A 14,880-nucleotide genomic window follows, 5' to 3' on the forward strand; every position below is an offset into this window, starting at 1 on the left:
GCAGTTCTGCCGGTGATCAGTGCACGACGCGGTGGATGACCGAGATCAGCTTCTCGGGGTCGAACGGCTTGACGATCCAGCCGGTGCCGCCCGCCGCGCGGCCCTGGTCGCGCTTGTCCTGGCTGGTCTCGGTGGTGAGGATCAGGATGGGCAGCGCGTTGTGCACGCCCGAGGCCCGCACCTGCTTGATGAACTCGATCCCGTCCATCACCGGCATGTTGATGTCGGTGATCACGACATCGACGCTCTCGTTCTTGAGCACGTCGAGGCCCTGCTGGCCGTCCTCGGCCTGCAGCACCTCGAAACCGGCATTGCTCAGCGTATGGTGCAGCATCGCGAGGATGGTCCGCGAGTCGTCCACCGTAAGTACGCGCATGATTATCCTTCCATTATCCCTGCGAACCGGCCCCCAAGACCGAGACGCGACACCGCGGCGCGAAAAGCTTCGCTCGGCGCGGTGACCTTGAAACCGAAATTGTTGCGGCGCGCCGTTTCGGCAGCGCTCAGCAGCAGGAACAGGGCATTGGTCGCGATGCGCTCAGTCCCCGAGCACGCGACTCTCACTTCGCCCGACTCGACGGCATCGACCAGCTCGTCCCGAATGGGATCGAGCGCGTCGAGATCGACGATTGCCGGCAAGGCAATGGTTCTGCTGCTTGGCTCTGCCATGGACTGGCTGTCCCCCAACCGACTGGTCCGGGCGTGAGCATCCGATGGAACGGTTTAAGAAGTGATAATCCGCGCCCGATTCAGGCTATTTGGCCGGCTCCGACCACGGCCTGGATCGAGCCGGTGTCGACACCCTCGAGCGTTCGCGGCCGCCACTGTGGTCGCTGGTCCTTGTCGACCAGCACGGCCCGCACGCCCTCGGCGAAATCCGGCAGCCGCGACAGGTACTTCGCGAGCCTCAGGTCGAGCGCCAGCACGTCGGTGACATCGGCCATGCGCCGCGCCGCCTGGTGGCTCTCGAGGATGGCGACCAGACTTGTGGGCGACCGCAACGGCAATTGCGCCAGCTGCGGATCGGCACCGGCCAGCCGGACGATCGTATCGGCATCGGTCCAGTCGAGCCCAACGTGCCTGTCGGCCGCGGCGCACAGCACCGCCTCGCCCAGCGGCGCCATCTCGACCTGCATGAGCGCTCCCAGCGCCGCCTCGACACGCGCCGCCCCGGCCGCCGCGATCACTCCCGCTCGCACCGCCTCGATCCGCTCCGGCCGGATCGCGCAGTCGGCAAGCCCGAGCGCAATGGCATCGGCGGCACCGGCCGGCAAGCCCGACATGGCGAAGGCCAGGGCCCGGTGCGGCTGGGCCTTGCCCAGGATGTAGTTGACCCCCACGTCGCAGACGAACCCGATGGCCGCCTCGGGCATGGCAAAGCGCGCCTCGGTGGTGGTGAAACGGAACGTGCAGTGCCCCGCGATCCCGATCCCGCCGCCCATGATGATGCCATGCGTCAGCGCCACCAGCGGTTTGGGATAACGCGCTATGACGCCGTTCATGTAATACTCGGCGGCAAAGAACGCGTCGCCCACTTCGGGCTGGCCGGCCACCACCGCCTGCCGGATCGCGCGGACGTCGCCGCCCGAGCAGAAGCCGCGCGGGCCGCGGCCCTCGAACAGCACCAGCCGGATATCCGCATCGTCGCGCCACAGCTCGAGCGCGCGCGTGATCCCGTCGATCATCTCGAGGCTCAGCGCATTGATAGCCTCGGGCCGGTTGAGGGCGATGATCCCCAGGTTCCCCTCGCGAATCACATCGAGCTGGCCGGTCATCTCTCAGGTTCCCATGTTGCCGCCCGGGTGGTAGAGCACCGCCCATGAAGGCCATCAACCCCCCGACTCCGCTCACCAATGTGCATCTCACGGGCATCGCCCGTGATCTCAAGGCGCGTGCCGATGCCGGCAAGCCGATCCGCATAGGCGTCATCGGTTCGGGCGAGATGGGGACCGATCTCGTCACCCAGGGTGGCCTGATGCGCGGCATCGAAGTCGCCGCCATCGCAACCCGCCGCCCGCACACCGCCCGCGCCGCCATGGCCATCGCCTATGGCGACGACGAGCACGCCGTCGAGGCCGATACCCAGTCCAAGGTTTCCGCCGCCATCGAGGCCGGCAAGATGGCCGTCACCTCCGCCGAGACGCTGGTCCAGAACCCGCTGATCGACGTCGTCATCGATGCCACCGGCAAGCCCGGCGTCGCCGCCGACTACTGTCTGACCGCGATGGAGCACGGCAAGCACCTCGTGATGATGAACGTCGAGGCCGACGTCACCATCGGCCCGTACCTCAAGCAGCAGGCCGACCGCCTCGGCGTCATCTACTCCGTCGGCGCCGGCGACGAACCTTCCAGCTGCATGGAGCTCATCGAGTTCGCCACCGCGCTCGGCTACCGGATCGTCTCGGCCGGCAAGGGCAAGAACAACCCGCTCAATCACGACGCGGTTCCCGACGACTATCGCGAGGAAGCCATCCGCCGGAACATGAACCCGCGCATGCTGGTCGAGTTCGTCGATGGGTCCAAGACCATGGTGGAGATGGCCTGCATCGCCAACGCCACTGGCCTCGTCCCCGATATCCCGGGCATGCACGGCCCCAAGGCCGACCGCGACGACATGGCCAAGGTCCTGATCCCCAAGGCCGATGGCGGCGTGCTCAACAAGAAGGGCGTCGTCGACTACACCATCGGCAAGGGCGTCGCCCCCGGCGTCTTCGTCATCGTCGAGGCCGAGCATCCGCGCATCATCGAGCGCATGGACGACCTGCATGTCGGCAAGGGTCCGTACTACGCCCTGTTCCGCCCCTACCACCTGACTTCGCTCGAAGTGCCGCTGACCGCTGCCCGCATCATGCTCTACGGCAAGCCCGACATGGTGCCGCTGCCCAACCCGGTCGCCGAAGTCTGCGCTGTCGCCAAGCGTGACCTCGCAGTGGGCGAAACCTTCGATGCCATCGGCGAGACCTGCTACCGCAGCTTCATCCTGACGGTCGAGGACGCCCGCCGCCAGCAGGCCGTCCCGGTCGGCCTCCTCGAAGGCGGCAAGGTCACTGCCCCGGTCAAGAAGGGCGAGCTTCTCACCCGCGCCAACGCCACCCCCGACCAGACCACCCGTCTCTACGCCCTGCGCCAGCGCCAGGACCAGATGTTCGACCTCAACGCCTGAGACGGGTTCCGGCCGAGCTTCTCTAGGTCCGCGGGTCGCCGTATCCCAGCAGTGCCATTGCGGCGGCGTTGCCGGGGCGCGACCAGAACAGCTCGTGCAACTCGTCCGGAAGCTCATCACGGTGCGAACCGACGATGCCGCGTCGGAAGAACAGCGCATCCCTCTCCCGCAGCGCGGCGAAATCAGGCGCTTCTCCACCCTCGATCGGCTGGATTTCCGGCAGCAGCGCAGTCATCGCCTCGGTCACACTGCGGACCGGATCGGCAATCAGATCGTCGTAGCGCAGCACCATCCGATGACCGGCCGCGGGCCGCATCCAGCTCAGTACATTGGCGCCCCAGCCGCCGGTGCCGGTCGGCGTATCGCGCTCGACTATCTCGCGCAGCCGCGCTTCGAACTGCGAGGGTTCGTCCTCGCTCATCATCCGCGCCCACGACACCAGGCTGTCCCGCCCGTCCCGCACCAGGCAGATCGCCCTGTCGCCCTCTTCGACGTCGAGGTCGCGCTGGCGGTGCGTCTTGACGAAGTGCACGGTGCTCGAGGCGCGCGTCGCCGCATAGCTCGCCGATCGCTCTTCGTATCCGACAAACCGCTCCCCGAGCCGTCGCGCGACTCCGTCGACATCGTAGACGGTCGAACTGCGCACCCCGTAGAGCCGGCTCAGCAGAATACGCAGGAACGTATTGCCTGACCGTGGAAACGACGCGAGCCAGACGATCACCTCAGCTCCCCCGCAACGCGATCTTCCCCAGCCGCCCCTTCGTATTGCTGGCCTCGGCCGCTTCCGCCGCCTGATCCAGTCCGAACACCTCGGCGATCGGCAGCTTCAGTTCGCCCTTCGCCGCCTTCTGCACGAACTCGATCAGGGCCCCGCGGATCTGCTCCGGCGTGTGGAAGGTCGAGGGCTTCGCCGCCCAGAAGCCTTTGACGATGGCGCGCTTGAACAAGAGGTTGTCGGCACTGATCTGCACCGGCCGCCCGCTCAGCGCCCCGAACGAGACGAGCCAGCCTTCGTCGGCGACGAGATCCATGAGCTCGTCCGAGGCACGTCCGGCGATCGAATCCAGCGCCCGCCTGATCGGCGCGCCCCCGGTGATCGCCCGCGCGCGCTCCTGCCAGTCTTCATGCTCGGTCGAAACCGCGTCGCCGATGCCTTCGGCGGCGAGTTCGGCAATCGCCGCCTCGCGTCGCACCACGTTCAGCACGCGCACGCCACGCTCTTCGGCGAGCTTGGCAATGATCTTGCCCACTGCGCCGTTGGCCGCGTTCTGGACGATCCACTCTCCCGCCGAGACTTCGAGTTCGCCCAGCAGCCGCCAGGCGCTCAGCGGCATCGAGACCAGCTGGCAGGCCGTCGCATCGTCGACGCTGTCCGGCACCGGCACCAGCGAGGCGGCGTTGCCGATATAGTACCCGGCCCAGGTGGCGCTCCCGCCGCCCGTCACGCGTTGGCCGACCGCCAGGTTGGTAACTCCCTCGCCCAGCTTGTCCACCACGCCCATCGCCTCGGTACCGGGCACATGCGGCAGCGGCGGCTTGTAGCCGTAGTGACCGGTTACGATCATCAGATCGTGGTTATGGATCGGCGACAGCACCATCTTCACCCGCACATGTCCGGGCCCGGGCTCCGGCAACGGCCGCTCCTCGACATGCAGCACATTTCGCGGGCTGCCAAACTCGTCGAACACCACTGCCTTCATCATTCACGCTCCATGAAACCGGGCTCGCCTTCGAACCGCTTCGCCAGCACGCTGACGACCCCCGGGACCTTGGGGTGATGTCGCGGTTGGAGGGATAGACCGCGTTGATGCCGACTGACTGTATCCTTCATTCGGGCAAAACCCTGACCAAACGGGACCTTCTATACTCGCCCTTCTGGAGTGATGGCCCCGACCGACCGCTAGCGCGCCACCGCGTAGCTCCAGGCCAACGGGTTCGGCGACACCTTGCCGGGCTCGCGGCCGAGCACGTCGCGGATCAGATCGTCCAGCACGCGCTGCCCCGCAAAGGCGCTGGCGTTGAACCAGTACTCGCCGGCGAGGAAATGCAGCTCCCTGGCGTGCAGCTCGGCAAAGCGCGCCCCGATCGGCGTCTCGAGCAGCATCTGGCGCGCATCCGACCCGGTCATGGCATAGACGAAGATATGGTCGGCCTCGATCTGGTCGATCTGCTCCAGCGACACCGGATAGGCGAACGGCCCGCCCTGCGCGACCTTTGCCGCCGCCTCGGGCGCCAGCACCTGCGGCGCGAACCGCAAACCCGCCTCCAGCGCCAGCTCCGCCCCGAAGGTCTTGCTGGTGAACAGCCACAGCTGGGTCGGCGATTCCACCTGGACGAAGGTGAAGGTCGCAGGCGCATCACCCAGTGCCGCCCGGAATGCCACAAGGCGGGCATCGAGCGCCGCGTCCAGCGCCTGCTGTTCGGCCTGCTTGCCGAACAGTTCCGCCACCAGCGCCGGCACCTCGCGCCACGAGGTCGCCTTGTCGGGATCGATCGCCACCGTCGGCGCCAGCGCGCGGGCAAATCCGTTGGCCGCGTCCCAGTAGATCGAGGTGACGACGAGGTCCGGATCAGCGAGCAGCAGCAGCTCCCCGTTCATCTCCCAGGTGTTGCCGACTTCGGTCGCCTTGGGGTCGAGCCGCCCAGCAACGCCCGGGAAATCCTGCACCATGACGCTCGAATAGTAGCTCGTCGTCACCGACGGAATGTCGAGCGCCACCGCGAAGGCGATATTGCTGTCGATGAAGGCCACGCGTTGCGGATCGTCCGGCACGCACACGGGCTCCGCCAGCAGCCGGTGGGCGAACTGGTGGGTCCCCGGCCCGCACTCGGCCGCGCTCGCCTGCCCTCCGAGGAGGAGCACCGCCACCAATCCGGCCAGCATTCGCATCGGTGCCTCCGTCGAAACCCGGCGAGAGCTATGTCCTCCGGCGGCCCGCTAGTCCAGCGTCTGCCGGTAGCGCAGCATGGCGACGCCCGAGATGACGAGCAGGATCGCCGCCAGCGCCCAGAGTTCACGCGTGACGTCGGCGACATCGCCCCCCTTCAGCATCACCATGCGCACGACGCGCAGGAAATGCGTCGCCGGCACCGCCTGCCCAAGCGTCTGGGCCCAGCCCGGCATGCCGGCGAATGGAAACATGAAGCCTGAGAGCAGGATCGACGGCAGGATGGTGAAAAAGCTCAGCTGCATGGCCTGCATCTGGCTCTTGGCCGCCGTCGAGATCAGGAAGCCGAGGGAGAGGTTCACGAGGACGAAGAGGTTGAACCCCAGGTAGAAGGCCCAGAAGCTGCCCTCGAAGGGCACCCCGAACACCAGCTGCGCCGCGATGAGGAAGACGATCGTCTGCACATAGCCGACGAACACATAGGGCAGGATCTTGCCCAGCATCACCTCGAGCGGCCGCACCGGCGTCGCGATCAGCATCTCCATCGTGCCCCGCTCCGTCTCCTTGACGATGGCGATGGCGGTGATCATCACCATGGTCATCGAGAGGATGATGGCGAGCAGGCCCGGCACGATATTGGTCGAGGTCTTGCCCTCCGGGTTGTACTCGCGGTGGACGATCATCGAGAAGGCGGGCGCTGCCGCCTGCTGCGCCAGCGGCCCGGTGAGCGTCTCGGCGATCGCCACATTGACGATGCCGTTCAGCGCCGACACCGCCCCGCCCGTCGCCGAGGGGTCGGAGGCATCGGCGGCAACGAGGATTTCCGGGCTTCGCCCGCGGATCACGTCGCGCTCGAAATCGCGCGGGATGACGACGACGAAATTGGCCTCGCCCCGCCGCAGCGCCTCCTCGCCGGCCCCCACCCCGGCCACGCCGCCCTTGAAGTCGAAATAGGTCGAGTTCTGCATCCCCGCGATGACGGCGCGGGTCAGCGGCCCGTTGTCGCCGACCTCGACCAGCGTCGGCAGGTGGCGCGGGTCCGAGTTGATGGCAAAACCGAAGAGGAACAGCTGGACGATCGGCAGCCCGATCATCATCCCGAAGGTGATGCGGTCGCGCCGCATCTGGATGAACTCCTTGTAGAGCACGGCGCCGAAGCGCTGGATCGAGAAGAAGCCGCTCATGCCACCTTCTTCCCGCCATCGCCGGCGAAATTGTCCCGCGCCCCCGCCATCAGGTAGATGAAGGCCTCCTCGAGCCCCGCGACCTGCAGGCTCCAGTCGTGCGTCCCTTCCGCCTTCAGCCGCTCGACCGTGGCACGCAGTGCCTCCCGGTCCGTCCCCGAGACATGCAGCACCGTACCGAAGCGGGCAACCTGCTCGACGCCGGGCTCCGCCAGCAGCCGATCCTCGAGTCCCATCAGGTTGGGCCCGGACACACGCCAGGTCTCGAGCCCCACCATTTCAGGAATGAGCGCCGAGGGCCCGTCGATCAGCTTCTTGCCGTAGGCGATGTAGGTGATGAAGTCGCACTGCACCGCCTCGTCCATGTAGTGGGTCGAGACCAGCACCGTGACGCCCTGCGCCGAGAGCCGCCGGATCTCGTCCCAGAAGTCGCGCCGCGCCTTGGGGTCGACGCCCGCCGTCGGCTCATCGAGCAGCAGCAGCTTGGGATCGTGCAGCAGGCACGCGGCCAGCGCGAGGCGCTGCTTCCAGCCGCCCGACAGCGAGCCCGCGAGCTGCTTCTGCCGATCGGCCAGCCCCAGGTGCTCCAGCGCCTCGTCCACCCGCTGCCTGCGTCGGTCGAGCCGGTACATGCGCGCCACGAAGTCGAGGTTCTCGCGGATCGACAGGTCCTCGTAATACGAGAACTTCTGCGTCATGTAGCCGACCTGCTCCTTGATCTGGTCGGCTTGCTTCCGCACGTCGAAGCCGAGGCAGGTCCCCTCGCCCTCGTCCGGCGTCAGCAGCCCGCAGAGCATGCGGATGGTGGTGGTCTTGCCCGAGCCGTTCGGCCCGAGGAAGCCGTAGATCGCCCCCTTGGGCACCTGGATATCGAAATGGTCGACCACGCGCTTGGGCCCGAAACTCTTGGTCAGGCCTTTGACGTCGATGACCAGCTCGGTGCTCACTTGAGCCGCTCCACCGTCACCGGCTGGCCCGGCGGTAATGCCGCGCCGGTGAGCGTCGCCTCGGCGAGGAAGGTGAGCCGCTCCCGCTCGTCGCGCGAATAGATCACCGGCGGGGTGAACTGCGGGTCCGAGGCGAAAAAGCTCATCGTCGCCGTCAGCCCGTCGGGGCAACCGTCGCAATTGACCCCTACCGTGTCGCCCATGGCGAAGGCCGCCCGCTCCGCTTCGGGCAGGTAGAACTTCACCTTGAGCGCCCCCTTGGGCAGGATCGACATCACCGGCGTTCCCGCCTGGACGATCTCGCCGGGATCGAAGAACACCTTTTCGATCCGGCCCGCCACCGGCGCCGTGATGGTGCGGTCGGCAAGGTCCCATCTGGCCTTCTCGGCATCGGCACGCGCCGCCGCCAGATTGGCCTCGGCCTGCTGCTGCTGGGCATCGCGTGCCGGCAGCTCGGTCACCTTCAGCTGGGCCGAAAGCTGATTCACCAGCGCCTCGGCGCTCTTCTGGGTGGCGATGTCCTGGTCGAGCTGCGAGCGCGGCACCAGTCCCTGGTCGAACAGTTTCTGCGTGCGCGCGGCGCTCTCGCGGGCGAGGTCAAGGTCGGCCTCCGCCTTCTGGAGGCTCGCCCGCGCCACATCGAGCTCATCCTCGCGGCCGCCCGTCGTGAGGTTCGCATAGGCTGCCTCGGCCGCCGTGACGCGGGCTTCGGCCGCCTGCAGCAGCGAGATCTGCTGGTCCTGCTTGAGCCGGAACAGGAGGTCGCCCGCGAGCACCTCGTCGCCCTCCTTGACCGAGATGGTCTCGATCTGGCCGGCGCTGACTGGCGACGCATAGACGTAGCGCGCCTCGATATAGCCATTGAATGTCGACTCGGTCGTCGCCCCGAAGCCGGGGATGACAATCGCGATGAGGCCGGTGAGCCAGGCAAGGAACGTTTCCACTTCCCTCTCTCTAGCTCGCCGACCAGGTCTTGGCGCTCGGCGGCGCGCTCAACCCGTCGAACAGGATGCTGAGGTGGTTGTCGACCAGCTTGTCGAGGTGCAGCCCGCCCTCGGGCATGATCCCGAAGAGCTCGGCCATGGCGACATGGAGCAGCAATGGACCGATGATCGACCGGATGGTCAGGCTGGGGTCGACCTGACGCAGGTAACCCTGATCGATGCCGCGCCGGATCAGCCCTTCCACCGCGGGGATGACCCGGTCGATCACCTCGCGCCGGTACATCTGGGCCAGCTCCGGAAAGCCCAGCACCTCGCGGAAGATCAGCTTGGGCATGGCGAGGATCCTGGGATCGCTCAGTCGGGCGGCCAGCATGTTGAGCACCAGCCCGATGACGATCCGCGGGTCCCCCTCGTAGTCGTGCAGCGTCTGCAACGCCGAATCGGCGATCGGGACGATCGCCCGCCGCACCAGCGCCTCGAGCACCGCCTCCTTGGAGGGAAAGTAGAGATAGACGGCGCCCTTGCTGAGCCCGGCGCGCTTGGCGATGTCCTCGACCCGCGTCGCGGCGAAGCCCTTCTCGATGAACAGCGCCAGCGCCGCGTCCAGCACCTCGTCCGGCCGGGCCTCCGCCCGCCGCCGGAATTTCGGCCCCCGATCTTTCTCGATTTCGTTCACTGCCGCTTAACCGTAACTGACTGCGTGGTCAGTAAGGTAATAACTGACCGGACGGTCATTTGCAAGTTGCGGGCTGGCGAGCACGCGACTTTCGGCCAACTGTGTACGCTAACGCCCGCATCACGCACACCGAACGGAGCCCAGGATAACGTTGTCCTTGTCCCCTTGCGGCGGACGCCCCCAAGCGCGGCCGGCAGTCGAAACCTCCTTGACTGTCCGGCCGCAGCTCTGTCCTGGGGGTGCTTTCCGGAAATTGCGGCTGTTGCTGCGGGCTTCGAGTTGGAGCCGCGCCATCGCATGGGTCCCCGGGTCAAGCCCGGGGATGACGGTAGATGGTGGGGCGTGGGCGGTGCGACACCCTCGATGTCATCCCTGCGCAAGCAGGGACCCATCTCACCGCCGGCGCCGGCTGATGGTTGGGTCCCTGCTTGCGCAGGGATGACAGCCGGTGGGGTGGTGGACATACCGATGCATCCGACAGCCACGCGGCTTCGGAGTTCTCAAAGAGCGCATCTCTCGCGAAGAGAGATGAAGCGGGGCCGGCGAGGCGATTGCCCCTCGCGGGTAGTCCGCAGTGTTTGTGAGGCTCGCGCCTCGCCGGCCGGCCGGGGTTTTGGGCTTTGCCGGAGCGGATCCCGGGACCGTGGTCCCAACACCGTCTCGCCCGAGCCGTGGAAGCTGTCCTGCTGGTCCAGATCCTCGGGGGTCACAGGTGACCCCCGGACGTTTCCAGGCAGGCAGTCCGCTCTCCCCACGGAGAGCTGGTCGTTGGAGCAGAGCTGCCTCTGCCCCGGCGATATGACAGTGCGCCCGAGGGCGAACCGGCTCAGACTTGGGCCTGGATGATGCGACCACCACCCACCCGGTCTCCGCTGCACCAACCACTCGTCATGATCTCGCTTCGGTGCGGCGGACGGGGGGAGAGTCGCATGGGGCGGAGGTGAGGGGGATAAGTGGTGCGCTTGGCGCGGCTCTGGCGGGGCTGGAGCGAGGGGCGCACCCCCTCCCGGCCTCCTCCGTCTAGGGGGAGGTGAAGAGGGTGGCTGGTGTTGGTTGAGAGATGGGTCGGTAGCGCGGCACTATCGGGACCCACCGCACCGCCCCCATCCCCCGGTTAGCAACGGATTAACCCTAACCGCCTAGCATCGGGTCTTGGATCGGCGTGCCGTCTGCGCGCCGGGTCAGCGTTCCAGTTCAGAGTGTACCCAGACGATGCCTGCACAGCACCTCATCGAAGACGCCCGTCGGGCCTCCGGCCCTGCCATCGCGATTCGCATTCCGGCGCGCGTCATGGGCGCCATCGCGCTGGGGCTGGTGGCGATCGTCATGCTGGCCCTCGCCACCTGGTCGGTCGATGATCCCAGCTTCTCCTATGCCTCGGGCGAGCCGGCGCGGAACTGGCTCGGCTTTCCGGGCGCGGTGATCGCCGACATCTCGTTCCAGGTCTTCGGCCTCGGCATTCTCGTGCTGCTCGTGCCGCCAGCGCTCTGGGGCTGGGCCATGGTTCGCCAGCGTATTCCTTCGCGCATGGCGCTGCGCGTGCCGGCCTGGGTCGGCTCGAGCATCCTCGTCTGCGGCGTCTTCGGCTTTATCGCTGCCCCCGAGTCGTGGCCGCTGCCCACCGGGCTCGGCGGTCTCATCGGCCAGAGCTTCACCAATCTTGCGACCCTCGCCACCGGTGAGGCCCCGCAGCCGGTGACGGCCGTGCTCTTTGCCATCATCATCGCCGCCCCGACCCTGGCGCTGTTCTGGATCGCCATGGGCCTGGGCAAGGTCACCCTGCCCGATCTGCCCAAGGCGACGAAGGGCAAGGCCCGCACCGCCTCCGCCAAGGCCGCTCCCGTCGTCGACGATCGCGATGATGGGCCTGACCGCGATTCGGTCTTCGACGTGATCCTCGGCGCCGCCGTTCATCTGGGCTTTTCGGCCCGCGCCGCCGTGAAGCGCGCGTCGGCCCACATCGCCGAGCGCCGCGCCGCCGAACGCGAAGCCGACGCCTGGCGCGGCGAAGCGGTCGAGCCGAGCCTCCACAATCACGCCCCGTCCGTCCCCGTGGTGCAGCCCGAGGCGCCCTTCGTCGAGCACCGCTCGATCGTCGGCGCCCACGAGGAGCCGCCCTTCGACGACTATCCCGAGGAACCCGAGGAGGATGGTCTGGGCGCAGCGCGCTGGGAGATGCAGACCCCGCTGCGCGGCCCCATGGCCAACCGCAGCCCCGGCCCCATCCCCCATGCTCCTGCTGCCCATCCCAGCGCTGCAACCGCTTCTCCGCGCGTTGCCGCACCGGCGCCGCGCGTCCAGCAGGGCACCCGCGCCGCCCGCGAGGCCCAGGGCTCGCTGCTCGACGAGCAGCAGGGCTTCGAGCTGCCGGCGCTGAGCCTGCTCACCCCGCCCAAGCACAAGGGAGCGAGCCCCGAGCATGCGCCCGAGCGGCTGGAAGCCATGGCCCGCAAGCTCGAGTCCGTGCTCGCCGATTTCGGCGTCAAGGGCGACATCATCAACGTCCGCCCCGGCCCCGTCGTCACCCTCTACGAGCTCGAGCCCGCTCCCGGCATCAAATCGAGCCGCGTCATTTCGCTCGCCGACGACATCGCCCGCTCGATGAGCGCCATCTCGGTGCGTGTCGCCGTCGTTCCCGGCCGCAACGCCATCGGTATCGAGCTGCCCAACGAGGTGCGCGAGACCGTCTACCTGCGCGAGATGCTGGCCTCGTCCGACTTCGAGAAGATGAAGGGCAAGCTCCCCATCTGCCTCGGCAAGACCATCGGTGGCGAGCCGATCATCGCCGACCTCGCCCGCATGCCCCACCTGCTCATCGCCGGCACCACCGGCTCGGGCAAGTCGGTGGGCATCAACACCTTCATCCTCAGCCTGCTCTACCAGATGACCCCCGAGCAGTGCCGCCTGATCATGATCGACCCCAAGATGCTGGAACTGTCGATCTATGACGGCATCCCGCATCTGCTGACGCCGGTGGTCACCGATCCCTCCAAGGCCGTGGTTGCCCTCAAGTGGGCCGTCCGCGAGATGGAGGACCGCTACCGCAAGATGTCGAAGATCGGTGTGCGCAACATCGACGGCTTCAACCAGCGCGTCGGCGAGTCGAAGGCCAAGGGCGAGGTGATCACCCGCACCGTGCAGACCGGCTTCGACCGCGAAACCGGCGAGGCGATCTTCGAGAGCGAGGAGTTCAACCTCGAGCCGCTGCCCTTCATCGTCATCATCATCGACGAGATGGCCGACCTGATGATGGTCGCCGGCAAGGAGATCGAAGGTTCGGTCCAGCGCCTGGCACAGATGGCCCGTGCTGCCGGCATCCACGTCATCACCGCGACGCAGCGCCCGTCGGTCGACGTCATCACCGGCACCATCAAGGCCAACTTCCCCACCCGCATCTCGTTCATGGTGACCTCGAAGATCGACAGCCGCACCATCCTCGGCGAGCAGGGGGCAGAACAGCTGCTCGGCAACGGCGACATGCTCTACATGGCCGGCGGCGGCCGCATCCGGCGCCTGCACGGCCCGTTCGTCGCCGATAGCGAAGTCGAAAGCGTCGTCAATCACCTCAAGTCGCAGGGCGCGCCGGACTATCTCGAATCGATCACCGCCGACGAGGATGAACTCGACGAAGACGGCATGGTCGGTGGCGGCGACGACTACGGCGGGTCGGGCGACGAGCTCTACGACAAGGCCGTCAACGTCGTCCTCCAGGACAAGAAGGTCTCGACCTCTTACATCCAGCGCCGCCTCGCCATCGGCTACAACAAGGCCGCGACTCTCATCGAGCGCATGGAGCGGGAAGGCGTCATCTCGGCCGCCAACCATGCCGGCAAGCGCGAGATCCTCGTCGGCAACAACGCCGACGGCTACTGACGCATTCCCGACTTGTCCTCCCCCGGTACGAACCGGGGTAGGATCTCATTGGGGGATCGCGCTCCCGTCTCTTCAGTTGGAACAGCAGACCTTTCGGCTGGACTCTCTATAAGGTCGATCTTATATAAGCGTCGACTGATATAGAGGAGTATGACAATGCCATTCGATCTCGCCGCCCATCTGGGTGCCATGTCCCGCACCGTCGAGAACCTCGAGCGCGACGGCAAGCCGGCCAAGGCCGTCATTGCCGCCCGCACTTTCGAGACCGACGCCGCCGACCTGTGGGACGCGTTGACCAACCAGCAGCGTCTGCCTCGCTGGTTCGCCAGGATTGACGGCGACCTCAGGCTGGGCGGCCGCTTTCACGTCGAGAACAATGCATCCGGTACCATCACGGCTTGCGAGCCGAACCGCCACATCGCGGGAACCTGGGAGTTCGCGGGCGGGATGAGCTGGATCGAGATCCGCCTCTCGCCGGAAGGCAGCGGCACTCGCCTCGAACTCACCCATATCGCCCCCGTTGATCCCCATTGGGACAAGTTCGGCCCGGGTGCCGTGGGCGTCGGCTGGGACCTCGGCTTCATGGGCCTCGCCCGTCATCTTGCCGAGCCGCAGGCCGAAGTGGCGATGGAGGCCGTCCAGGGCTGGTTCGGGTCCGACGAGGCCAGGCAGATGATCCGCTCGGCCAGCGACGGCTGGGGTTCCGCCGCCATCAAGGCAGGTGAGAATGACGACCATGCCCTTGCCGCCGCCGAGGCAACGCGGCAGTTCTTCACGGGCGAGGCCCCTCCTCCGGAAATGTGATGCACGCCTTCGACGTCCTCGGCGACCCCGTCCGCCGCCGCATCCTCGAATTGCTCGCCGAGCGCGAACACGCGTCCGGCGAGGTGGTGGATGTGATCGCACGCGAGTTCGGCATCACCCAGGCGGCTGTCAGCCAGCATCTGAAGGTATTGCGGGACTCGGGGTTCGCCCACGTTCGGCCCGAAGGAACGCGCCGTGTCTACCAGCTCGATCCCACGCCCATGCGCGACATCGACGACTGGCTCGAGCGCTTCCGCGGGTTCTGGTCCCACAAGCTCGAGGCGCTCGCCACCGAGGTCGCGCGAGGGAAACGACGTCCGAACGGCGGCGAGGAACCGTGAAGGAACCTTCCCGCTGTTGCCGCAATTGCTATCTAGAGGCATGCTCACGTTTCCGGAGCC

The 14,880-nt window shown here is 67.1% G+C and carries 14 protein-coding genes; 4 read left to right on the forward strand and 10 right to left on the reverse strand.

Annotation, left to right across the window (positions count from 1 at the left end):
- Positions 1-16: 16 nt before the first annotated feature.
- From PRN20_RS01515 to PRN20_RS01525, 3 genes are all read right to left on the reverse strand, one after another.
- Positions 17-376, reverse strand: a complete 360-nt coding sequence (locus PRN20_RS01515; protein ID WP_443112518.1) for a response regulator — start codon at positions 374-376, stop codon at positions 17-19.
- 2 nt (positions 377-378) lie between these two features.
- Positions 379-639, reverse strand: a complete 261-nt coding sequence (locus tag PRN20_RS01520) for an STAS domain-containing protein (RefSeq protein WP_273955211.1) — start codon at positions 637-639, stop codon at positions 379-381.
- 110 nt (positions 640-749) lie between these two features.
- Positions 750-1,775, reverse strand: coding sequence for a 3-hydroxyisobutyryl-CoA hydrolase (locus tag PRN20_RS01525; RefSeq protein ID WP_273955213.1), 1,026 nt, complete (start codon positions 1,773-1,775; stop codon positions 750-752).
- 44 nt (positions 1,776-1,819) lie between these two features.
- Here PRN20_RS01525 and PRN20_RS01530 point away from each other — a divergent pair, with 44 nt between their 5' ends.
- Entirely contained in the window at positions 1,820-3,163 is a 1,344-nt protein-coding gene (locus PRN20_RS01530) for an NAD(P)H-dependent oxidoreductase (RefSeq protein WP_273955215.1), read from the forward strand.
- Positions 3,164-3,185: 22 nt separating this feature from the next.
- On the opposite strand, the gene PRN20_RS01535 is transcribed toward PRN20_RS01530, so the two are convergent.
- From PRN20_RS01535 to PRN20_RS01565, 7 genes are all read right to left on the reverse strand, one after another.
- On the reverse strand, positions 3,186-3,884 hold the full coding sequence (locus tag PRN20_RS01535; RefSeq protein WP_273955217.1) for a sulfotransferase domain-containing protein: 699 nt from the start codon (positions 3,882-3,884) through the stop codon (positions 3,186-3,188).
- Position 3,885: 1 nt separating this feature from the next.
- Positions 3,886-4,866 (reverse strand): zinc-binding dehydrogenase, encoded by a 981-nt coding sequence (locus PRN20_RS01540; protein ID WP_273955219.1) that lies wholly within the window; start codon positions 4,864-4,866, stop codon positions 3,886-3,888.
- Positions 4,867-5,063: 197 nt separating this feature from the next.
- On the reverse strand, positions 5,064-6,053 hold the full coding sequence (locus PRN20_RS01545; RefSeq protein WP_273955221.1) for an ABC transporter substrate-binding protein: 990 nt from the start codon (positions 6,051-6,053) through the stop codon (positions 5,064-5,066).
- Between the two features lie 48 nt (positions 6,054-6,101).
- Positions 6,102-7,235: an ABC transporter permease gene (locus PRN20_RS01550; RefSeq protein WP_273955222.1), complete on the reverse strand. Its 1,134-nt coding sequence runs from the start codon at positions 7,233-7,235 to the stop codon at positions 6,102-6,104.
- Positions 7,232-8,182 (reverse strand): ABC transporter ATP-binding protein, encoded by a 951-nt coding sequence (locus PRN20_RS01555; protein WP_273955223.1) that lies wholly within the window; start codon positions 8,180-8,182, stop codon positions 7,232-7,234. The genes PRN20_RS01550 and PRN20_RS01555 overlap by 4 nt, the downstream gene beginning before the upstream one ends.
- On the reverse strand, positions 8,179-9,126 hold the full coding sequence (locus tag PRN20_RS01560; RefSeq protein WP_273955224.1) for an HlyD family secretion protein: 948 nt from the start codon (positions 9,124-9,126) through the stop codon (positions 8,179-8,181). Before PRN20_RS01560 ends, PRN20_RS01555 begins: the two co-directional genes overlap by 4 nt.
- Positions 9,127-9,136: 10 nt before the next feature.
- Complete coding sequence (locus PRN20_RS01565; RefSeq protein WP_273955226.1) at positions 9,137-9,802, reverse strand: TetR/AcrR family transcriptional regulator; 666 nt, start codon at positions 9,800-9,802, stop codon at positions 9,137-9,139.
- A 1,212-nt stretch (positions 9,803-11,014) separates the two neighbouring features.
- On the opposite strand from PRN20_RS01565, the gene PRN20_RS01570 reads away from it, so the two are divergent.
- The 3 genes from PRN20_RS01570 to PRN20_RS01580 all read left to right on the forward strand — a co-directional run bounded on the left by PRN20_RS01570 (position 11,015) and on the right by PRN20_RS01580 (position 14,820).
- Positions 11,015-13,675, forward strand: a complete 2,661-nt coding sequence (locus PRN20_RS01570) for a DNA translocase FtsK (protein ID WP_273955227.1) — start codon at positions 11,015-11,017, stop codon at positions 13,673-13,675.
- Positions 13,676-13,831: 156 nt separating this feature from the next.
- A complete protein-coding gene (locus PRN20_RS01575; RefSeq protein WP_273955229.1) occupies positions 13,832-14,479 on the forward strand; it encodes an SRPBCC family protein in 648 nt (215 codons plus the stop codon).
- Positions 14,479-14,820 carry an ArsR/SmtB family transcription factor gene (locus PRN20_RS01580; protein WP_273955231.1) on the forward strand — a complete coding sequence of 114 codons (342 nt, stop codon included), beginning with the start codon at positions 14,479-14,481 and terminating at the stop codon, positions 14,818-14,820. The genes PRN20_RS01575 and PRN20_RS01580 overlap by 1 nt, the downstream gene beginning before the upstream one ends.
- Positions 14,821-14,880 lie beyond the last annotated feature (60 nt).

The organism is Devosia sp. ZB163, from assembly GCF_028613635.1.
Lineage (GTDB): Bacteria > Pseudomonadota > Alphaproteobacteria > Rhizobiales > Devosiaceae > Devosia_A.

Excerpts from the sequence above, each read along its gene's own strand:
- PRN20_RS01515 (WP_443112518.1), bottom strand. The coding sequence starts at position 376 with ATGCGCGTACTTACGGTGGACGACTCGCGGACCATCCTCGCGATGCTG.
- PRN20_RS01525 (WP_273955213.1), bottom strand. The coding sequence starts at position 1,775 with ATGACCGGCCAGCTCGATGTGATTCGCGAGGGGAACCTGGGGATCATC.
- PRN20_RS01530 (WP_273955215.1), top strand. The coding sequence starts at position 1,820 with ATGAAGGCCATCAACCCCCCGACTCCGCTCACCAATGTGCATCTCACG.
- PRN20_RS01540 (WP_273955219.1), bottom strand. The coding sequence starts at position 4,866 with ATGATGAAGGCAGTGGTGTTCGACGAGTTTGGCAGCCCGCGAAATGTG.
- PRN20_RS01545 (WP_273955221.1), bottom strand. The coding sequence starts at position 6,053 with ATGCGAATGCTGGCCGGATTGGTGGCGGTGCTCCTCCTCGGAGGGCAG.
- PRN20_RS01550 (WP_273955222.1), bottom strand. The coding sequence starts at position 7,235 with ATGAGCGGCTTCTTCTCGATCCAGCGCTTCGGCGCCGTGCTCTACAAG.
- PRN20_RS01570 (WP_273955227.1), top strand. The coding sequence starts at position 11,015 with ATGCCTGCACAGCACCTCATCGAAGACGCCCGTCGGGCCTCCGGCCCT.
- PRN20_RS01575 (WP_273955229.1), top strand. The coding sequence starts at position 13,832 with ATGCCATTCGATCTCGCCGCCCATCTGGGTGCCATGTCCCGCACCGTC.
- PRN20_RS01580 (WP_273955231.1), top strand. The coding sequence starts at position 14,479 with ATGCACGCCTTCGACGTCCTCGGCGACCCCGTCCGCCGCCGCATCCTC.